This window comes from bacterium, from assembly GCA_016699595.1.
Classification (GTDB): domain Bacteria; phylum Patescibacteriota; class Dojkabacteria.
Map to the genome: position 1 here is coordinate 620,838 of CP064982.1, position 21,932 is coordinate 642,769.

Here is a 21,932-nt window from a genome sequence, read left to right on the forward strand (position 1 = left end):
ATATGCCTAAGGTAGTGTTTCAACAAAACCCAGAATTTGATCTGAAAGCGACACTCGATTTGCTCAAAAATGACCCAAGTGGTGTTGATTCAAGACTTAAAAGCATGAATGCACCAGTAGATATTTTTGATGAAAAAAAAGGAAAAATAGATAGTACAAAGTTATCTGCATACTTTCTAAAAACTTATACTGAATGCCAACAAATATTGGAGAACAATGTACCTAAATATCTTAAAGCTTGGAATAAAATAAACGATAAATTTTTTAACAGGTTAAATTCTATCATCAATCTAGATTGGCCACATAATGATTATATAGTAAATTTAAGTCCGATTACTGAAGGTATCTCTGAATTTAAAGATAATCAAATAATTACTATAGGATTAGCTGAACCTGCTTATCAGATGAGAATCACAGCGCATGAACTTACTATGATTTTTATATGGCATTATTTATTTCGCAATTTCCCAGAATCTAACGAGTATGCAAAACCAGATATTTGGTATAAATATTGGGGAGTAAATGAAGTAATAACAAATGCATTACTTGGGCTTGACTCTGAACTTAATTCTCTTTGGACTGATGAATCAAAAGGAGATGACTTTCTATTAAATTACCCTCAATTAACAGAACTAAAATCATTAGTTAGAGAGAAATATAATAAATCAAGTTTCGAAGAATTAGTCAGATTCGCTGTTGCAAATCAAACTCATGTTCAAGCTGATAAATAATTCACTAAAAAACCTAAAACACAACAAGGGAAGAACTACTTTGACATTACTTGGAATAGTTATTGGAATATTCTCAGTTGTCACTTTGTTGAATTTAGGAAAAGCTGCACAAAGATATATCGAGGATGAAATTTCATCTTTCGGATCAGATTTGTTGAATATTGTTGCTGGCAACAATACTAGATCGCCATTCAATCAATCAAATAGAAGTTTATCAGATAATTACTTTTCCCAAACTGAAGTTGAAAGTTTTCTAAATTTAAGTAAAAAATATATAGCAGCTGCAGTAGAAGAAATTAGCACCACAGCAAATATACAGTACAAAGAAAAGACCCTAAATTCACAGGCAATAAGAGGTGCAACTAAAGATTATTTTTTTGTGAGGGGTTACACACTTAAATATGGGAGAGAAATCAACCTAGAAGATAATCAAAACTTCAAAAGGGTGATTATACTTGACGAGGACACTTCAAATGATATTTTCGGAGATGATATAAACCCCATTGGTAACAATCTAAGGATAAATGGTACTACATACAGAGTAATCGGAGTAAAGGCAAAATCGGATGGATTCTTGAGTTTCAGTGAATCATTTATTCCTTTGTCAACATTAAGAAAGTTTGTTGATCAAGATCAAGACACATTATCAATCTCGATGAAAGCTATTGATAGCGAAAATGTTGACAATGCAAAATTAGAAGCAGAAACACTGCTTCGCAAAGTTCGCAGATTGGACGATACAAAAGAAAGTAACTTCACCATAAACACTTCTCAAGATGCGCTTGAAACCTTCAACAATGTAACAAATCTATTGACTATTTTTCTTGCCGCAATTGGTGGAATATCACTTCTAGTTGGAGGAATTGGAATTATGAATGTGATGTTGATTACTGTTAAAGAACGAACCAAGGAAATCGGACTTCGTAAAGCAATCGGTGCAAATGCCAGGGATATATTTTTACAGTTCTTAGCTGAATCTATAACTGTAACATTACTTGGTGGTTTAATCGGACTTGGATTAGGAATTGCAGTATTTTATATAGTTTCCAAAGTTGCGAGTTTAAGCTTTGAACTTGATCCAATTTCTGTGATATTGCCAATTATAGTTTCAAGTTTAATTGGGATAATATTTGGTATTTATCCGAGTGTCAAAGCTTCGAAAATGAGTCCAATTGAAGCGTTGAGATATGAGTAACTTTAAACTTTATTAATAAATTTAAAAATTTCTGCTGAGTAAAATGTCAAGCTCAAAAATATACTCATCAAATGTTCTATACTAAATATTTCTATGTTCTGAACATTATCAACTTTAGAACATTCTTTTGGAACTAACTCATCTCCAAATTTTGCACTTATACTTAGTATCTTTTCTTTCTGACAATTCTCAATATCTTTCAATTTATTCTCACAACTTAAACCTGATTCTCTAAATAATTTACTAGTTTTTGCTCTTAACTGAAAGTTAGTGTCTTGCCCTCTTTTCAATCTTCCACAAATATTTACAACCTTATGAAAATCATTTGGGTATGAAAAGTATGTATTCAAAGCTAAACTTCCTCCAGCACTAACACCTATCAAAGTTATTCTTGAGCTGTTTATCGATTCATTGATCAACTTGTCTCTCAATGATTTTATTTTGTGTATCTCATTTGATAATGTTAAATTTGAATTTACCCAATCAACTGAGATTATGCTTACATCATACCCAATATACTTCCAGAAGGAAGTAATGATACTATAATACTTTGTATCATTACCAAGTCCAGGAATTATTATTATTTTATCTTTTGATATTTTTTTCATAAAGAAAAATCCATTCATTTGCACTCATCTTTCTCACTAGTTCTCCAATTAATTCATATGGTATATCATCTAAATTCTTGAACCTAATGCAACTTTTTCCCATATCCAATTTTGATTTACAAACTTTCGCATATTCACTCTGAAACCAATTGAGTAATTTAGAATCGGCATATAAACCCATATGATAAAAGTTTATCGAATTTTTCTGATTCGCTAGTGCAAGAAACGGAAGTGGAAGTTTTGGATCGCAGTAATATCCTTCAGGAAATATCGAATGAGGAACAACATAACCTATCATTCCATAATTCATACATTCTTCAAACTTATCTGGTAAATTCGAAAGAATAGTTTCTCTCAATTTCAAGAATGTAGTTTTTCTATCTTCAGGAAGTTCATTTAAATATTGACTTACTGTAGTTGCTTTACTTTGCATTTTTGTAAATTGCTTTGATTCTTTCTTTTGCTGATTTCAAAACTTCTTTATCATTATCAAACTTTAACTTTTCTATAGCTTCATCAATTTGAAATATCTCAACTTTCTGTTGAATTCCAACTTCTGTTTCAGTTAAATTTACTTCTTTTCTACTATTTTTATCTACTTCAGCAAGAAACCAATAAATTTTCTTTTCATGCCAAAATCCATCTTCCCAAGGATAACTTATATTCTCTTCAGTTAGAAACTCTTGAACTTTTATATTTTGAAATCCAGTTTCTTCAATTGATTCACAAACTGCAGTTTGCTCTATAGTTTCAGCTGGTTCAATATGACCTTTTGGCATAAAGTAGCCCAAATTACTTTCTGACCAAGATTTAAATATCAATATAGTATAAATTTGCAAGTTCTCTTTGAAGTACAAAACGCATCCAGCAGTTTCATGCTTTTGAATTGGAAGGTTGTTTGGATTCATAGGAATTAAATAGTCGCTAGAGGATTCGAACCTCTGACCCTCTCAGTGTAAATGAGATGCTCTAGCCAACTGAGCTAAGCGACCTAAAAAGTATATTTGATGATATCATATTCTCAAACTTTTGGAAAGAAAAACTTCAAGAATTTGAGCAGAAGTCTCTCAAAATTTTTGCTAGAATACCTCAGTTATGAGTTTTGTACATTTGCATTTACATACAGAATATTCACTTCTTGATGGGTTAATCAAGATTAAACCACTTGTGAAAAGACTAAAAGAGATGAATATGAATGCATGTGCCATGACAGATCACGGCAACATGTATGGATTATACGAATTTTGGAGCGAGTGCAAAAAAAATGATATCAAACCAATACTAGGTTGCGAAGTTTATGTAGCCCCTTTTTCTAGGTTTGACAAAGATTCAAAGAGGGACAAGAAAAGATATCATCTTACATTACTTGCAAAAAATCAAGTTGGTTACCACAACCTGATCAAGATCACATCCTACGGACATACTGAAGGATTCTATACTAAACCACGAGTTGACAGGGAAATTCTTGAAAAGTATAGTGAGGGCATCATTGCGACAACTGGTTGCGCCGCAAGCCCTGTAAACCGCAACCTATTACATGGCAATATTGAACTAGCTTACACATGGGCAAAGTTTTTCAAAAAAATATACGGAGAAAATTTTTATTCTGAAATCCAAAGGAATGGGGTTGAGGAGCTTGAGAACGCAGTTCCTACAATGATTAAGCTTGCAAATGATCTTGGACTCAAAGTAATTGCTACTTGTGATGCTCATTATTTGAACAAGGGTGAATCAAGCGTACAAGAGATAAATTGGTGTATACGGGATGCTAAACTTCTGAGCGACCCGAATAGAAACAAAAAGTGGTCGGAAGAGTTTTATGTCAAGTCTCCAGAAGAAATGTTTCAGTTATTTGCGGATATACCTACAGCGATAACCAATACACAAGAGATTGCTGACTCAATTGAGTTTTATGATATAAAGTACGATAGGGTACAGCCATTGTATCCAAATAAAATATCGGGTATTTCTGCATTTCAAATGTTGAAATCACTTTGCTATATTGGAGCCAGCCTGAGATATCCTATTGACCAAAATGAAACTGACTATGAAAAGGAAAATGTACAACTTTGGTGGGAGCCACAGGATGAAATAAATCAAATTTTTACCAAAGCATTGAAATATGAAAGTACTTATTCTGAAATTATTGATAGAACGAAAGCAATACCAGAGCTAGAAATTAGATTGTCAAAGGAAATTAAAGACAGACTAGATTTTGAATTGGAAATCATACATGACAAAGGTTATGATGACTACTTTTTAGTAGTTGCAGACTTTATGAATTGGGCAAAAGCTCAAAGAATGACGGTTGGGGTCAGAGGATCGGTTGCTGGAGCATTGGTTGCTTATACTTCGGGAATTACTGATATTGATCCTTTGAGGTGGAAACTTTACTTCGAGAGATTTCTAAATCCAGAAAGACCTTCCCCTCCAGATATTGATTGTGACTTACAAGATGATAGGAGGACAGAAATCATTGAGTACATTGAAAATAAATATGGGCAAGAGAATTGCTCTCTAATACTGGCACTTGGAAGATTGAAAACTAGAGCTGCAATTAAAGATGTGAGCAGAGTTATGGGAATTCCACTTGCAACTGCTGATAAATTATCAAAAATGGTAATTGTAGTGTTTGGACAACCTTTCAAAGCTGAAAAGATGATGAGTGAGGTTCCAGATTTTGCAGATCTAGTAAATTCAGACCCCAGATTGATTGAGATGATCGAAACTGTAAAAAAGATTGAGGATATGCCTAGACAAGCTGGAGTTCATGCCTGTGGCATGCTTATAACTCCACACCCGGTTGTTGAGTATGCTCCTCTACAATTGGATAGTGAAGGACGTGTCACATGTCAACTTGAAATGAAACCTATCGAAGAGATGGGACTTATGAAGTTTGATCTTCTTGGGCTTGCAAACTTTACGATAATCTCCAAATGCATTAGCCTAGTCAAAGAGTATCATAATATTGAAATTGACATATTGAATATTCCGCAAGATGACCCAGTAACTTTTGAATTGTTGAAGAAGGGCAATACTGACTCAGTATTTCAGTTGGAATCTTCAGGTATGAAAAAGTACCTGAAAGAGCTACAGCCAACAACTGTCGATGATTTATGCTTCATGGTTGCTGTTTATAGGCCTGGTCCAATGCGATTTATCACGCCATATATCAAAAGGAAGTACGGACAAGAGAAGGTTGATTACTTGATACCTGAACTTGAACCGATATTGAAAAATACTTATGGACTTGCAATTTATCAAGAACAAGTTATCAGAATTGCAGTAGATATAGCAGGGTATAGTATGGGTGAAGCAGATATGTTGCGTCGAGCTATGGGAAAGAAGATTCATGAAATAATGGAGGCAGAAGGGAAAAAGTTTATTGATAAATGTGTAAAGAAGGGTTATTCTCAAGAGATCGCAGAAGCATTGTACAACTATATGAAGCCATTCGCTGATTATGGATTCAACAAAGCACATGCTGCACAATATGCAATGATTGCCTACCAGACTGCATATTTGAAAGCTAACTATCCAATTGAATTCATAACTGCATGTTTGCAAGTTGAAATAAGCGACAATAAAAAATTAAAACAAAATATCCAAACTGCCATTCATATGAATTTGAAAGTATTGCCACCAGATATAAATAGTTCTAGCATTAGTTTTACAATCGAAAATGGAAATATAAGGTTTGGACTTGGGGGTGTCAAAGGTATTTCTCACAAAGCAATCGAGGAGGTTATCAATATCCGTAACGAGTCTGGAAGTTTTGCAAATTTGGATGATATGATTGAACGAGTTGGTACTGAGAATTTAACTCAAAGTACTGTAGAGATTTTGATCAAAATTGGAGCGCTTGATTCATTTGGCAATCGAAAGCAACTTCTCAAGATTGTACCTGCCATCATGCAGAGAAATAAGAAAACTGGCAAAGATACTTTTGCTCAAGACTCTCTTTTTGCATTTGACGAACTTGCAGTAAGAAAAACAAATTTTGTTACACCACTTGAAGCAACCGAAGATTTTGAAGATAAACAAAAGATTTCTTGGGAAAATGAGTATCTAGGAACATTTTTCTCAAATCATCCATTAACGAAATTTCAAGACATTTTTGACAATAAAAACTATCTAACTGTACAAAAAATTCTTGAGAGTAAGTCAGGAAAAAAGATAAGAACCCTGCTACTAGTCAAAAGTATAAAGAAAATTCGCACAAAAAGAGACAATAAAGAGATGGCATTTTTGCAACTCGAAGATCTGAATTTACAAATTGAATCTGCTATATTTAACTCAATATGGGAAAAAGTAGGGAAAGAAGACTATATAAAAGCAGGTGAGGTTTATGAAATCACAGGTAAACTCTCAGAGCGTGAACGTAAGAATACCATTGCAGATGAAACTGCCCAAGATGAAGTTGAAAAGAGTTTGATAATTGATGAGATGAAGTTGATAAACGACTTTGATGATTTGAGTATTGGGCTTGATAAAATTCAAAAAAATGACAGCGATGATAGAGCTGACACTGATGGTACTTCTGATTATGAATATGGTGAGGAGGATATACCTCCAGAATATATTGATTATAATACCTCAGCTACTGTGGCTGATGAATCAGTAGAAATATCTCAAAAAAGCATTAGTTCAAAAGTTAGAAAAGCTATACTTGATCTGACAGGGATTAAGGACAAGGATTTGCTAAATAAAATTAAAGAATGCATACAAAGTAATCCAGGGAGCTATAAAATCGAACTCTTGTATGAAACTAACGGAGAGAGGATTGTAAGACAAATCCGAAATGGCATAAATATAGATAATAATGATGTACGAAGTACCTTGAATAATGTGTTAAAATGGGAATAATGTCAAATTCAATAATAGTTCAAAAACTTTCAAAATTTTACGATGAGTTTCAAGCCGTTAAAAATATAAGTTTCACTGTTGAAAAAGGAGGCTTATTTGCATTTGTTGGTCCAAATGGAGCTGGTAAATCAACTACAATAAATATTTTATCAACAACTCTTGGAGATTATAAGGCTGATAATATTTTGATTAATAATTTCAAACTTGGGTTAGAAGATGACAAAATCAGAAATAGTATAGGCATCGTTTTTCAAACATCAATTTTAGATAATCTTCTAACTGTCAAAGAAAATTTAAAGATTAGATCAGAATTATATAACTTGAGTAATAATATTTTTCAACAAAGACTAGATTATCTTTCTGAAATGATTGGAATGAAAGATATTTTAGAAAAATATTATGGTAAATTATCTGGTGGCCAGAAAAGACGAGTTGATATAGCAAGAGCTTTGTTACATGAACCTGAAGTTTTATTCTTAGATGAACCAACTACCGGACTTGATCCACAAACAAGGGTCAAAGTTTGGGAGGTTATAGATAAAATTAGAAAGGAAAAACAAATGACTATATTTCTTACAACTCATTATATGGAAGAAATAGTAAATGCAGATAAAGTTGCAATTATAGATAATGGACAAATAATTGCTCAAGATACTCCAATGAGTTTGAAACAGAAATATGCAAGAAGTATATTGAGATTAGCTCCAAAGAATTTGAAAGATTTTATGAATGATCTGAAGAAAAGTAATGTTGAATTTCAACAAAATGCAGATACACTAGAAATTCAAACTCAAAACTGTTTTGAAGCATTTGATTTAGTAAATAAATTTATGATTGAACTAGAGAGTTTTGAGATTATTGAAGGAAATATGGACCAAGTCTTTATAAATCTAACAGGAAAACAAATAAGATGAACCAAATTCTAACTTTAACGAATCGAAATTTCAAATTATTTCTCAGAAACAAGTCAGCTGTATTCTTCTCCTTTCTTTCGGTTTTAATTATTTTAGTATTATATATTTTATTTTTAGGTAAAACGCAAGTTGATGCAGTTAAATCAACTATTGGAAATGTAGTTGGAATAGAAAACTTAGTCAATAGTTGGCTTATGGCTGGAATTATTTTTATTGCAACTGTTACTGTGGCTTTCGGTGTTTTAAGCAGATTTGTTGAAGATCGAGAAGATAAAAAAACTTCAGATTTTTTGGTAACTCCCGTAAATAGAATCAAAATTGTTTTTTCATATGTTTTATCTACTGTAACAATTTCAAGCTTATTATCAATAATACTTTTTCTCTTAGCTGAAATTTACATAATTTCTCAAGGTGGAAGCTTATTAAGTAGTATTAGAATTATTGAAATGTTGATTTTGATTGTAGTGTCATCGATTCTTTCGAGCACAATTTTACTTTTTATTATTTCATATTTGAGAAATATGCAATCAGTTGGAATTATTAATGGGATTATGAGTGCCTTCTTAGGTTTTTTATCAGGTGTTTATATGCCAATTGGGATTATGCCAAATTTTGCTCAAACTATTGCAAACATACTTCCAACTTCACATATTGCATCAATTGCAAGACAAATTTTTCTAGATGATTCTATCAAGAAAGTTTTTAACAATGCTCCAACCAACATTATTGATACTTACAGAAAAACAAATGGAATAGATTTGTATTTTCTAGATCATAAAATTAGTTTTGGCACCTCTTTTTTGATAATAGTAATAACAATAATAATATTCACAATTCTTAATATTGTAAGATTTAGAAAACTAAAAGATTAAAAGTTAATAGGCATAATAATATAATTTAAAACGACTATGAAACATATTTACTTAGTCCGACACGGACAAACTGACGCAAACAAAAATAAAATTTGGATCGGAGCTAGATCACAGTATAAACTTAATGACGATGGAAGAAAAGAAGCCGCATATGCTGGAGCTAAACTTCGAGAATTTGAACTTGATGCAACTGAAATATATGCATCCCCAGTTGAGAGAGCATTTCAAACTGCAAAAATCGTTCAAAGTAAACTTGCCCTACCAATTGTTCCAATTCCAGATTTATCTGAAATGTTTTTTGGTGATCTTGAAGGTTATGATGAACAAAAGTTTGAAACTGATTTTCCACTTGCATATGCAGAATGGCTCAAAAGTTCACTTGATTTTTATCCGCCAAATGGAGAATCTGGAAAAAGATTTTATGTTAGAGCAATTGAAGCTATCACTGAAATTTCAACTACAGCTAAAACTCAAGATGTAATAATCATAACTCATTCTGGAATTATAAAAATGTTTTTAGCTAATATTTTGCAAATTGATTTAAATGTTGGTTGGAGAAACCTTGAACTACCAGAAACTTCTACCGGATCAATTACGAAGATATTGATGAATGATAGTAAATTCAGCTTTTTAGAAAATATCAATATTGGAATTGATGGTTAAAATCTATAATTTTTGAAATTGTTTTTAATTTTTGATGAATTACAGCATCATAAACTTGCATACTTCTAATTTTTTAAACTATTTTCTTGTATATATTTTTTGCAAGCTAGTATTAATTTTTTTTGTTTCAAATTAAATTCTTGTTTATCTAAATTTTTTCTCAACTTAGTTGCTTGAATATTTTGCTTGTCATAATCAACTTTAGAATTAGTAATCTAAATATCAACATTAAACGCAATCTTTTCTATTTTATCAATCAATGAAATATAAATTCCCATTGGTAAATGTGGTTTATATTTATACAGAAAGTTTTGATAACTAAGGTACTTAAACTTCTCCTGGTTAATAATCTCAGAAATTAGTTTTTAGCAGTGTCTAACTCCGCATTATTATAAATATGAATGTCAATATCCGGTTTTGTCATTAAGTCATACTTGTAACTTACAGTAATTTCAACTTCACCAAAGTTCTTTAATTCTTCAATTAAATTTGTTTCTGATAATAACTTATCAGCTAATTTTTTGAGTTGAGAAAAATCATTCACATTCAAATTATAGCAAAAAAAGCCCCGCTTTCGCGAGGTATGATTTTGCAACCTTAGATAACCCATTAACTAGTTATTTAATATCATGTTTTACTATCATAGAAGTCTTAGCTATTTCCCACTTATTCTCTTTTACCCAATTTTCTGCTTGATTTACTACATTTGATAGTCCATCAAAGAACCCTTGTCCGCTAAAATCATTTGCATTTATTGGGTCTACCACATACACATAGTCATTCTGTGTTCCTCCTTCAACTGGATCTATACTTAGAAATCTTCCTAAGTTTGGTACATATACTCTCGCTCCCATTGTGATGAACTGTACACTGAAGTCTCTCTCAGTTCGTCTTAGTGCTGATCCACCATACTCATACTTGTCTGTACTTATTGTTACAGTTTCTCCAAATGGTCCATATCTATACATACTTCCACTTTCTTTTGATAGCAGGTGTCCCGTACTTGTATAGATACTATAGTCACTCGTTTGTTTCAGTGTCAAGAGTATTCCTCCTGGAAAACTCACATAACGATCGACTATGTTACCGCTTGTGTTTATTTTTAAACAATCCCAATGAACTTCTTAACAGATAACATGAGTTCATTTTGTTTCCTCTTATCTTGTTTCAGATGTTCCATTAATTCAGTCTCAGACATGTTATTAGCAAATTCAGTTATAATTTTATTTATTGCTGTCAACACATTAGCATTAACCTGTTCAACACTCAATTTATCTGCATCAATATGTCCCTTTTCTTCAATGGAGACCCTATAGAAAATATCAAATTTTGAATTTGTCAAGGAAACGTTTAAAAATTTATATCCCCAATTTATGTAATAAATATTACCATATACTGATTTTTGTAGATTAATTATTTGACAAATTTGACCTAAGTTTTTATACCAATAATTACCGTTTCTCTTGAATCCACAAGGTATCAATAAACAAGTTATTAATTTATTTATTTCAGTTTTTATCATTGTGTTGTGAAATTAATATAGATCCAATACTGTATTCCATTCTGATCCGGTTTGTGCTTCAAAAATAGATTGATAGTTATTTAATTGATTTATTCCTCTGGTTATTGACCACGGATTGTTTGGTTTTAGTTCAAAGATAGTCCTTGTATTAAAATCCACGAAATCAGGGCGTATACCTTGGATGCCTCTATATTCTTTATATAAACCTGCATCTGGATTATTTAGACCAACCTTATATTCTAAATGCATTTGTTGTCCCCTTTGTAACGATGACTGTGTGTAACCTTCTGAAGATCCAGAATTGGATCCAATGTTTACTCCACTCCTCTGTTGACTATTATTTTTTTTCGTATTGCAACTTTTCAGAATATTGCATCCATCACCTATACTCTTTGCTACCCCTGCTGTTCCTGTCGCTGTTGTTGCTGCTGCATTTGTGTTAGATATTGCGTTTGATATTGACCTAACACTAGAATCTATTAACTGACCAGTTGTACGCACCATTTGTTTTCCGTGTGTAGTTTGTGTCAGGTATACTCCGCCAATAACGACAGCTGCTACTATTACAACTGGAGCAATAGCTATGCCAAAAATGACTATTGCAGCTTGTCCACTAAAGTCATTCCCATTCACAGGATCAACTGGGTACACATAGTCATTCTGTGTTCCTCCTTCAACTGGATCTATACTTAGAAATCTTCAATCAAGCCTATTATGATATATAGTGTTTATTATAAGTCGGCACCACCCTTGTCGGTAAGTTCTAATGCTGATTTTGAAATCCAATATTCTTTAACTCTTTATGGCCCTGTAAAATTTTTGCTAACTTTTCTGATATATATGCTCCACCTCTGTTTCCAATTAGGAAAATATCAGTATTGTCACAACTGTTCATATCAACTATGATATTCAGAATTTTATTAATTCGATAATATGCATCTGCATTTGCTCTTCCAGTTACTAGTAAAACAGTATAACCATCAACTTCTTCTCCCTTCATATCATATATTTTTATTGGAAATTCCTTCCATTCGGTTATTTTATTATCTTTCAAAATTTGTATGAATTTTTTCGAATATACAAAGGTTATTGCACTCCTATATGAATCAAATCTCCCCAGTCCCGACCGCTCTTAAGATCAAAGATCATATCTTCCGGTGGTTCAATCTTTCTATAATAGATATCATCACTTTCCATTAATTATTTCCTTCTCGATAAAGTCAATTGTATTTCTGAGTTTTTGAGTTTTCCATGTAATAGATATATTCTCATTTATCAATTGCAAACACTATTCAACCGTTTCTATTGTTATAGTGGTGTTATTTTCGTCGAATAGTGTAACAGTTATTGGTTTCAATTGAATTTCATATATTAATTTCTTTATTTTCTGGTATGTTTCTACAATATTTTTGGAATAAAAATATAATAGACATAACCCATCATCATAAAAACCATGTCCATCATACTCATCACCAATTATAGTTTTTAATTTATCCTCTAGTTCATATATTTTTAAAGTATATGGCTTTATTTCATTCCACGAACTCACACCGAAATTAAAAGAGATAACCATTGCTTGATCTGTATAATTTTTCATGATAATAATTATTTAAAAATTCCAAAATCATCCCAAAACTGTGGGGCTATTGAGTTCCGTTGATTTGATAAGTTATTTAGACCGTATTCATTAATTTGTTGTTGCTCAAATATTCTTGACTCTGTAAAGGATAAGTTCGATCTTACTGGGGAATACGTTAAATTCTCTTTCCCAGTACCAAATGAACGAAGGTGCTCTGAAAATCTTTCCAATGGGTTTCTTGTTGTCCTTCCGACATATTTAGTGGTTCCAGAAGCATCTTTCCCTTCATAGACAGTAGAGCTATCCACACTTCTAATACCACTCCTCTGTTGACTATTATTTTTTTTCGTATTGCAACTTTTCAGAATATTGCATCCATCACCTATACTCTTTGCTACCCCTGCTGTTCCTGTCGCTGTTGTTGCTGCTGCATTTGTGTTAGATATTGCGTTTGATATTGACCTAACACTAGAATCTATTAACTGACCAGTTGTACGCACCATTTGTTTTCCGTGTGTAGTTTGTGTCAGGTATACTCCGCCAATAACGACAGCTGCTACTATTACAACTGGAGCAATAGCTATGCCAAAAATGACTATTGCAGCTTGTCCACTAAAGTCATTCCCATTCACAGGATCAACTGGGTACACATAGTCATTCTGTGTTCCTCCTTCAACTGGATCTACCGAGAGGAATCTTCCGAGTATTGGTACATACATTCTTGCTCCCATCGCTACATACTTCAGACTGAATCTATTCTCATTACCTCTAAGTTCTACTCATCCATATTATTCCCATGTTAATTTGTACTTTTCCTTATATTTCAATTCATATTTTTTCGTAAACTCTTTTTTTTGTTTTCGGGGTAATATAAAATAAAAGTTAACTTCACCACTTACATCATGATCCAATCCATCATAGTATTCTGCTCCAAAATAATTAGCTAACTCTTCTCCCTCTTCTGTAAGATCTTTAGGTATCCATCCATTTGGATCAGCCTTAACTTTACTCATATATGTTAGCTTAAGTTGTATAATGTCATTTATAGTATTTTTCTTAATAACTTGTAAATCGTCTAGTACTTCATTATGATTAATACTAAACAAATCCATAGTATCATTTAGAAGTTTTTGCCAATTTAATAAGTTATTAAACTTAGGAATTTTGCTGACAATTGTAAATGAGTTTAATATTTTTAAAACTATATTATGCATTTTTTCATTTTCATCCATAGCAAGAAATGAGTCATCAACAACTATATTCAGGCATATTAACTTACCTTCTATTGTTGGGTATAGATCAATTGCGTTTTTTAGATACTCGATTGGATAAAGATATAATGAGAAAAATATTGAATATTTACTTTCGGAACTTAATTCTTTTTGACATATTTCTATGATTCTTTTAAATACTTTAATGACTTTTGCCGACTCATTCTGCATGTTAGGTAAAGAATTTAGGTATGTATAGTTTATAAATTGTTTTTCCATATTATTGTAGCTTTACCTTAAGTAATTTTCATGATTCCATGGACCTGGATTCATCATATTTAATTAGGATATTAACTTAGGCATTTAATATAATCTATTTGCAAATCATTTTCACCTACTATTATATGTTGCAAAATAAATATTAGCAAATTTCATGCAGAAAAGATTTTATACATTTTTTAAATTTTTCTAATTGCATTGAATCTGTAACAAATTCTATTTCAAACTTATATTTATGCTGGACATCATTCATAAGCATAAGGTGCCACTCTACACCAGAAGATAAACTAATTCCTTCCAAAGAAAATTGTTTTTCCAGTGTATCAAGAAAAAAATTATTTTGATTATCTATGTCAACTGAATTTAATAAATCAAAAGTTTGCATATTAAAAGCTTGAATAATTTTTAAATTCGGAGCAGTTAATGTGCATTCTGCATAAATCCAACTTTTATCATAATTATTTTCAGAGTTCGGGTACATTCGACTTCCCAAATTTATATTAAAATTTACACTATCAGCGTATAATGAATATGTCATAATTATTTGGGGTTAAAAATTACAGTAATAATATCATAGTCTTGATTTGTTACCACTTCAAGATTATTTTTTATAAATCTCATTGTATCAGGTGTATTCCCAGGTAATATTCTTACTGGATTTTCGATTGCATCTATAACTGCAGATGGAGATAGCACTCCCCTTCCCATCATTCGATCAAGTGCATGCCCAGTAAATTTATATCCATTTATTACTTTAGCTTGATTAAATCCAGTTACATCCATTGGTGAGCGGGAACTACCAACTGGTGTATTAGCGCTTGTATTCTTACTGTTTGCCTGTATTTTACTTTTTTTCGTATTGCAGCTTTTCAGAATATTGCATCCATCACCTATACTCTTTGCTACCGCTGCTGTTCCTGTCGCTGTTGTTGCTGCTGCATTTGTGTTAGATATTGCGTTTGATATTGACCTAACACTAGAATCTATTAACTGACCAGTTGTACGCACCATTTGTTTTCCGTGTGTAGTTTGTGTCAGGTATACTCCGCCAATAACGACAGCTGCTACTATTACAACTGGAGCAATAGCTATGCCAAAAATGACTATTGCAGCTTGTCCACTAAAGTCATTCCCATTCACAGGATCAACTGGGTACACATAGTCATTCTGTGTTCCTCCTTCAACTGGATCTATACTTAGAAATCTTCCTAAGTTTGGTACATATACTCTCGCTCCCATTGTGATGAACTGTACACTGAAGTCTCTCTCAGTTCGTCTTAGTGCTGATCCACCATACTCATACTTGTCTGTACTTGTTGTTATCGTTTCTCCAAATGGTCCTACTCTATGTATGTTTCCTGTATTTGTTGCAAGTACATGCCCTGTACTTGAATTGATTGTATATTCACTTCCTGTACTTTTTACTATCAGTCTCAAGCCTGGGAGTGAGATGTATTTCTCGACTATATTATTATTACTATCCTTCAAAGCCAGCATCCCTGATCCTGAGTATATATACTTCTCTATTGTACCATTGTAGTTACGTTGTATTATCCTATCTCCTAGATCTTTTGTAAAGGTCAAAGTCTTACCAGCTTCAGTGACACTCATATATCTATCCGATACATCATAAGTAAATGTCATACCCCCAATAGTAATTGTATTCCCATGAGAATCATATGTTGGACTCCCAATTGTCGCATCTGTTGAGCTGATCAGTCTATCTGCCGAGTCATAGCAGTATGTTGCAGCATAGCTCTGCACTCCACCGGTTACAATCCTCGTTCCTGATCTATTGTAATTTTTTGAGGCTCCTGTATATCCACAAGTTGGAGTATTGTAATCATAATAGTACTGTCTATCTTGGTAGTCAGCAACAGTTAGTCTTCCAGCCTTATCATAAGTATATACTTGATTATATACTGTAGTGCCTTGTGTAAACTTTTGAGATCGTATGACTCCACTTTGGGACCTTGTCACTTCTTCACTCAATATCGTCCCATCACTTTGTTTCCAGTTATATGCAATTGGCCTGTCAAGCGAATCTCGAGTCGTTCCGGTATAGCTTAGCTGTCCAGCTTGAGGGTAGGTAATACTTGCAACTCTTCCATACTGGTCATAGGAAACTTGCGCATAAATTGTACCATTTACTTTTTTCGAAGTCACTCGGTCATAGCTATCGTAAGTAACTTCCTCTTGGCCAATATCAGATGATTTTGCATATTGTCGACCCAAATTATCATAGCTATAGGTAGTTGCGCTACCAGACGCGTCTATATACTTGACAAGTTGACCAAGGAAATTTGACTCAGTATATATACTAGTTCCACCAACTTCCACGGTCATTTGTTTCAAGGGATTTCCTCCATATGCATAGTTGTATTGAATTATCCGTCCAGTTTTTCCATTGTTTGCAGCAATATTTTGCTCGCTCACTCTTCCCCTTGAGTCATAAGTTGTGCAGTTCCAGTTCTCGGATCCAATTCTGCTTGCTACAATTCTTCCAGTATTATCATATACTACTTCTGTGACAATTCCTGATGGCTCAGTTTTCCCTTTGAGAAATCCTGCCTGAGAAACAGCGATAGAACCTGCAACACAAGGATTGGCTCTAGTTTCCGTAGCTCCATAGTGTTGGTATGTTGTGACTGAGCCTCCTGCTGTAGTTGAACTCAGTTTGCGGAAATATCCAGTTCCCGGAGTTTCATAAGTTGCACTTGATTGATAATTTATACCATCTGGATCTAGTATAGTTTTATCTGCTAAACCATAGGCTGGATCACTATATGTAGTTTGGGTTTTTAGATTTCCAAGCTCGGCATCATAAGTAATCGACGATGTCGGCAAATTTAAACCAGGTGTAATTATTCCTCCGTTTCTATTATTGGAAGGAAGCCCATTACCTTGAACAAAAAGGTCTAAGTAATATTCGTTTGAGGTTCTTGAAGCATAATCAACCCGTAGTCTATATACTTTTCCTGCTTCTGCAGTGAAATTAGCTATTGTATTTATCCAAGTTGTTCCAGTATTTGACCATTTATCTATCAGTAATTGATCGTCTATATATAACCTTGCCGAGTCGTTATGCATTAAAGTAAATGAGTATACTGCATTAGCTGGAAATCTTATTTTTGCAGTTGCAGATAAACCCACTCCATCATTTCCTGAAGTATAAGGAATCGGGAATGGTTCTAAACTTTTGTGAGTCCAAAGTACAGTTTTATCAGAATTTAATATGCCTATTTTATGTAGTACTGGAGATCCAAATAATGTATTATTTTTGAGATTATAATAAGCAACATTCCACCCTAAAATCCCTTCATCATAAGTCGTAGTTGAATGAGGAACTTGAGAAGTATAATTTGCTAAGGGTTTTCTATCGGCTCCAAACCAAGTACTAGGTGCTGGTCCATAGGATTCTATAGGTCTATCATCAGCATCATATATTGTAGTAGCTTTTTGACCAGTTGGACCTGTAGTTGAGAGCATTAAATCCTTGTTTGGATCCCACTCAGTTACTGAGCAAAGTCCAAGTTTATCACAAAGCTTTGTAACTCTTTGAAGTGAGTCGAACTCGACATACTTGCTATATCCGATAGGTTCCACATTTCCTCCTCCATAAAGATGTTGTTTAGATTTGCTTGGAAAATACTCTATATTGTGACGGAGTCTATTTGAAATATCATTTGTAAGAGTTTCTAGGTTTAGGTCCGTTACTCGCCCAAGTTGATCATAACTAAGTTCAAAACTTGAGCCTGCATCATTTGTTCTTACAGAAGCTTTCAAGGCATCCATAGTTGAAGTATCTCTAACACTATTTATTCTTCCATCAGCTAATGAACCAATTTGTGTTTGCTCATCCCCAGGAAGTTGAATTGTATGAAGAAGTCCTCCTCCAGCATATTGAAAATTTGTTTTTCTTCCATCAGTTGTCACGAATGCACATAGATATCCAGCTGGTATTGGTTCATAACCTGTGAATTGCTCACACTGAGAATCACCCTGATAATACAGTGTTCCATATCTTGAAATATCTACACCGTCAATTATTTTTCTGAGTTTCACTATTCCACCTACTGTTGAATATTCATACTTCAAAGCAGCTGGATTCTTATCATCATAAGGTGTGCTTGATTCTTTGAGTTTATATAAGCCAGAAGAATCTAGCACTGCATAGATAAATACTGCACCTGATGGAACAGTAAATGTATAAGTATTATCACTGTTTTTGACTAACCATCCATCTTCATTCACTGGAGGTTTGTAGCCACCATTCGTATATGTATAATCAGAACTAGTACCATCTGAATTTTGTAAAGTTACATCCCCAGTTGAGCGAACTTTTAGTGAGTCAAACGGTACATTGCCATTTGTATCAACTGATAGTTTCCACCCTTGAGGTAAAATACTAGGTTCAGGAGATAAATATTTATTCTCAATCACTTGATTTCCAGCAGGTCCATTCCATTTAAGAGAAACTGCAGCTCCTCCTGTTTTTTCATAATATTCAAGTCTAATTTTATAACTTTGTCCTGCAGTCAAATTTTGCCAAACAGAACCAATTTCTGTATATCCTTGATCGATCCATTGATCTATTATCAACTGATCATTCATGTATAATCTTGTCCCATCATCAGATCCAACAATGAACTGATACCCTCCGGATATAGGTGGAGTAAGGTATCCTTCAAATCGAATCAAAAAATTATCAGTTGGTCCAGCGACCATAGGAGAGTTTGAACCAAAATCAAAATTTATAATTGAATCATTTCTCGTCATAAACTTTTGCTTATTTTGAGCGAAGTCATGATTCCCATTATCAAAATAATAATTTCCCGTAAGTCCCCTATTTAACCCATTCGCAACTGGCTCAGTTCTAAAGTATTCTGATGGAATAACAGTTTCTTGACCACTTGGCAACCTGATCATAGCATTTACAGATGCTCCACCACTAAATTCTACATAATTTTCTTGAAAACTAACTACTTGACCTTCAGTTAAATAAATTGCTAGATTTCCCCAATTTGTACCACAACAACCAGCACTAAAAACATTTATTCCATTCACCAATATAGTTGAATTATCATCTCTACTTGCTCCAAAGTAATAATTTCCAGTCTGCGGTGCCACAAAGTAACCCTGATACTGTACAGCAAAATTATCAGCTGAAACGACACCTGGAATTGGTGAAGCATTACTCCAGTTATTATCTATTTTTGATTCTATTCTTTGATAAACTGGATTTCCGGAAAAGTTATTGTTATTCCAATATTTAGCAACTAAACCTTGTTTTGAAATGTATGGAGAATTGTAATCAAGAGAAACTCCGATATTTCCACCAAGTGCGCTCATACTGTGTGAGTTAACTGATGTATACATATTTCCATTGACTAAATTAGTCGAGAATGGACCAGTATCATCATAAGCCGAGGCTTTATCTTTTCCAGTTCGGAAATCTACTTTGAAATTTGAAGTAAATGCAGGTGAACTATAACCATAATATGTATCTTTGACATAAACTTTCCAGCTATAACTTTGCCCATCTTGTAAAATACCATCCATAATAGGAAACGATGTGGATGAACTCCAGTAATTGCCCTGTAATAAAATCCCAGCTTGATCAAAAAGTTGGAAATTGTATTCTATTGGATCCGAATCAGGATCAGTCGCAGGATTTATTTTCAAAACTTCATACGGATTGGTTATAACTGAATTATTGGAAGGAAAATTGACTGAAGCATTGTTGTTTGGGAAATAATTATATGCATAATTTATACTTAACCCAGCTGGATTATATTGTCTATAACTTGAGCTACTATTCTCAGTTCCCCAAAAAATAAGCCAACCTCCCCAGACATTATTATCTTGCAGCCACTTCAAAAGTGTATAAATATCAATCGTTCCTCCGCTTTGTGTTATAGTGCCTGATACAGTTGGTGAACTGTTATTCAAACAATCAAATCCAAAACAATTTGCCCACTTGACATTTATCGTTACATTGCTGTATGGTGAAAGGGAGTAGCTTGGTGCAGGAAATGACAAATAACCTCCTAGCAAGTTTTTACCTTGAATTTCATTATAATCCAAATATGCCATTGCCCTCCAATTATTATAAGTCCCATTTGATAACTTAGTTGAACCAATGGAAAATTGCGAATATTGACCCGTCCAGCCGCCGTTTCTTACATAAGCAGTATAGTTTGAACCTGCACCTCTGGAGCCCCAAATAACACCAGGATCTATAACTATTGGAAAGTTCTCTCCTGCCAGTAATTTCATCCATTCAGAATCGAGTTGAATAGCTATAGTATTTTCATTTGTTAACTTTTGCGTCGCGACTTCTTTATCTACTATTGGTCCTAGGTTTTCTGCTAGAGTAAAAGGTGGATCTATATGCATATCTTGATCTCCAATACGAATATCTATACCTTCTTTTACTTCTTTTGAATTTGAAAGCATTCCGCCAGAAATAGCGAATTCAAATTTAGTTTGTTTATATTCTTTATTTACTATAATATTTTCTTTTATAGAATATCCATCATAAATATATTGTATATCTATACCAGTCCAAGCATTTTTATAGATCACACAATTATTATCTTTTTGAGGTTTACTATTATTTGAATTTAATGCGATAAAATTTAAAGGTTTTCCTTTTACATAAATAGTTACTCCAACATGAGAAATTTCACCAAATTCAACATAAAGATTTGATCCTTTATTTCCAATAACTAATTTTCCATCTTCTTTTGTGATAACTTCTTTTGAAACCTCTTGCCAATTATTATTAATTTTCTCAAAGTTATTCAATAGTGATTTTGAAACAATACTCATACCATCTTTTTGAATTTTAAAAGAGTTCTCAGAACTTATTTGTTTTGATTTATCTTTTTTATCTCATTGTCAATATCCTCTATATTAATTGTTTTAGTTTTAAATTTTGTATTATCTAAATTTCTAATGTTTTCATCAACACTCGTTTGACTTAGATCTACCTCATTTACATTACTATTTTTGAATTTGGAAATCTCAGTTTTTGATGGATTTATGATTTTCTCGTGAACTTTATTGTCTTTGTAATCTTGATTTAATTTCAGTAAATCTTGACCATTAACTTTTATTACTTCAAGTCCGTCGATATTATTCTCTCTATTTTGAGGTAAACTTTCAGCAATTACTATCACTGGCTGTAGAAACTGTAAAATGATAATTATAAAAACAAATAATTTTAAAACTTCTACTTTTTGTATGAATTTTTTCATAATAAAAATAAAAAAGAGCCTAGCGGCTCTCATAAAAAATTAATATTTTAATACATTAAGTATTAAACTTTAACATAAATCAATACTAACATAAATTTTAGATGAAGAAAATGTTTTTTAATTAAATTAATTAAACACTATCTTTAGTATTTTTAAATGAAGAATAATAACATGATCTTGGAAAAATTAATATTTTAATAACTTGTCAGCTAGTTTTTTGAGTGAAGAAA

At 32.8% G+C, this 21,932-nt stretch carries 20 protein-coding genes and 1 tRNA gene; 6 read left to right on the plus strand and 15 right to left on the minus strand.

What is annotated here, in order from left to right:
* Nucleotides 1-14 precede the first annotated feature (14 nt).
* Both IPJ91_03085 and IPJ91_03090 read left to right on the plus strand, forming a co-directional pair.
* Complete coding sequence (locus IPJ91_03085; GenBank protein ID QQR93410.1) at nucleotides 15-731, plus strand: hypothetical protein; 717 nt, start codon at nucleotides 15-17, stop codon at nucleotides 729-731.
* Nucleotides 712-1,926, plus strand: coding sequence for an ABC transporter permease (locus IPJ91_03090; GenBank protein ID QQR93411.1), 1,215 nt, complete (start codon nucleotides 712-714; stop codon nucleotides 1,924-1,926). The genes IPJ91_03085 and IPJ91_03090 overlap by 20 nt, the downstream gene beginning before the upstream one ends.
* A gap of 2 nt (nucleotides 1,927-1,928) precedes the next feature.
* On the opposite strand, the gene IPJ91_03095 is transcribed toward IPJ91_03090, so the two are convergent.
* From IPJ91_03095 to IPJ91_03110, 4 genes are all read right to left on the minus strand, one after another.
* The gene (locus IPJ91_03095) at nucleotides 1,929-2,534 is read right to left on the minus strand and encodes a hypothetical protein (protein QQR93412.1); all 606 of its coding nucleotides are present in this window, start codon (nucleotides 2,532-2,534) and stop codon (nucleotides 1,929-1,931) included.
* Nucleotides 2,512-2,967 carry a DUF1801 domain-containing protein gene (locus IPJ91_03100; protein QQR93413.1) on the minus strand — a complete coding sequence of 152 codons (456 nt, stop codon included), beginning with the start codon at nucleotides 2,965-2,967 and terminating at the stop codon, nucleotides 2,512-2,514. Before IPJ91_03100 ends, IPJ91_03095 begins: the two co-directional genes overlap by 23 nt.
* The gene (locus tag IPJ91_03105) at nucleotides 2,957-3,442 is read right to left on the minus strand and encodes an NUDIX domain-containing protein (GenBank protein QQR93414.1); all 486 of its coding nucleotides are present in this window, start codon (nucleotides 3,440-3,442) and stop codon (nucleotides 2,957-2,959) included. The genes IPJ91_03100 and IPJ91_03105 overlap by 11 nt, the downstream gene beginning before the upstream one ends.
* Before the next feature lie 10 nt (nucleotides 3,443-3,452).
* A tRNA-Val gene (locus IPJ91_03110) sits at nucleotides 3,453-3,526 on the minus strand.
* Between the two features lie 103 nt (nucleotides 3,527-3,629).
* Between IPJ91_03110 and dnaE the strand changes: the two genes are divergently transcribed.
* Genes dnaE through IPJ91_03130 form a run of 4 tightly spaced genes read left to right on the plus strand, consistent with a single transcriptional unit; the run spans nucleotide 3,630 to nucleotide 9,849 of the window.
* Nucleotides 3,630-7,400 (plus strand): DNA polymerase III subunit alpha, encoded by a 3,771-nt coding sequence (gene dnaE / locus IPJ91_03115; GenBank protein ID QQR93415.1) that lies wholly within the window; start codon nucleotides 3,630-3,632, stop codon nucleotides 7,398-7,400.
* A complete protein-coding gene (locus IPJ91_03120) occupies nucleotides 7,400-8,314 on the plus strand; it encodes an ATP-binding cassette domain-containing protein (GenBank protein ID QQR93416.1) in 915 nt (304 codons plus the stop codon). The genes dnaE and IPJ91_03120 overlap by 1 nt, the downstream gene beginning before the upstream one ends.
* Complete coding sequence (locus IPJ91_03125; protein ID QQR93417.1) at nucleotides 8,311-9,186, plus strand: ABC transporter permease; 876 nt, start codon at nucleotides 8,311-8,313, stop codon at nucleotides 9,184-9,186. Before IPJ91_03120 ends, IPJ91_03125 begins: the two co-directional genes overlap by 4 nt.
* Before the next feature lie 36 nt (nucleotides 9,187-9,222).
* Entirely contained in the window at nucleotides 9,223-9,849 is a 627-nt protein-coding gene (locus tag IPJ91_03130; GenBank protein QQR93418.1) for a histidine phosphatase family protein, read from the plus strand.
* A 358-nt stretch (nucleotides 9,850-10,207) separates the two neighbouring features.
* Here IPJ91_03130 and IPJ91_03135 read toward each other — a convergent pair whose 3' ends face one another.
* From IPJ91_03135 to IPJ91_03185, 11 genes are all read right to left on the minus strand, one after another.
* Nucleotides 10,208-10,393, minus strand: a complete 186-nt coding sequence (locus IPJ91_03135; protein QQR93419.1) for a hypothetical protein — start codon at nucleotides 10,391-10,393, stop codon at nucleotides 10,208-10,210.
* A gap of 73 nt (nucleotides 10,394-10,466) precedes the next feature.
* Nucleotides 10,467-10,817, minus strand: coding sequence for a hypothetical protein (locus IPJ91_03140; GenBank protein QQR93896.1), 351 nt, complete (start codon nucleotides 10,815-10,817; stop codon nucleotides 10,467-10,469).
* 134 nt (nucleotides 10,818-10,951) lie between these two features.
* Nucleotides 10,952-11,371 (minus strand): DUF4304 domain-containing protein, encoded by a 420-nt coding sequence (locus IPJ91_03145; protein ID QQR93420.1) that lies wholly within the window; start codon nucleotides 11,369-11,371, stop codon nucleotides 10,952-10,954.
* 12 nt (nucleotides 11,372-11,383) lie between these two features.
* Nucleotides 11,384-12,022, minus strand: a complete 639-nt coding sequence (locus IPJ91_03150) for a hypothetical protein (GenBank protein ID QQR93421.1) — start codon at nucleotides 12,020-12,022, stop codon at nucleotides 11,384-11,386.
* A 112-nt stretch (nucleotides 12,023-12,134) separates the two neighbouring features.
* The gene (locus tag IPJ91_03155) at nucleotides 12,135-12,425 is read right to left on the minus strand and encodes a hypothetical protein (GenBank protein ID QQR93422.1); all 291 of its coding nucleotides are present in this window, start codon (nucleotides 12,423-12,425) and stop codon (nucleotides 12,135-12,137) included.
* 234 nt (nucleotides 12,426-12,659) lie between these two features.
* Nucleotides 12,660-12,968 carry a hypothetical protein gene (locus IPJ91_03160; protein QQR93423.1) on the minus strand — a complete coding sequence of 103 codons (309 nt, stop codon included), beginning with the start codon at nucleotides 12,966-12,968 and terminating at the stop codon, nucleotides 12,660-12,662.
* A gap of 8 nt (nucleotides 12,969-12,976) precedes the next feature.
* The gene (locus tag IPJ91_03165) at nucleotides 12,977-13,681 is read right to left on the minus strand and encodes a hypothetical protein (GenBank protein ID QQR93424.1); all 705 of its coding nucleotides are present in this window, start codon (nucleotides 13,679-13,681) and stop codon (nucleotides 12,977-12,979) included.
* Between the two features lie 57 nt (nucleotides 13,682-13,738).
* Nucleotides 13,739-14,440, minus strand: a complete 702-nt coding sequence (locus IPJ91_03170) for a hypothetical protein (GenBank protein QQR93425.1) — start codon at nucleotides 14,438-14,440, stop codon at nucleotides 13,739-13,741.
* Between the two features lie 142 nt (nucleotides 14,441-14,582).
* Complete coding sequence (locus IPJ91_03175; GenBank protein QQR93426.1) at nucleotides 14,583-14,978, minus strand: hypothetical protein; 396 nt, start codon at nucleotides 14,976-14,978, stop codon at nucleotides 14,583-14,585.
* A gap of 2 nt (nucleotides 14,979-14,980) precedes the next feature.
* Nucleotides 14,981-21,274, minus strand: coding sequence for a hypothetical protein (locus IPJ91_03180; protein QQR93427.1), 6,294 nt, complete (start codon nucleotides 21,272-21,274; stop codon nucleotides 14,981-14,983).
* 35 nt (nucleotides 21,275-21,309) lie between these two features.
* On the minus strand, nucleotides 21,310-21,702 hold the full coding sequence (locus tag IPJ91_03185; GenBank protein ID QQR93428.1) for a hypothetical protein: 393 nt from the start codon (nucleotides 21,700-21,702) through the stop codon (nucleotides 21,310-21,312).
* Nucleotides 21,703-21,932: the final 230 nt, after the last annotated feature.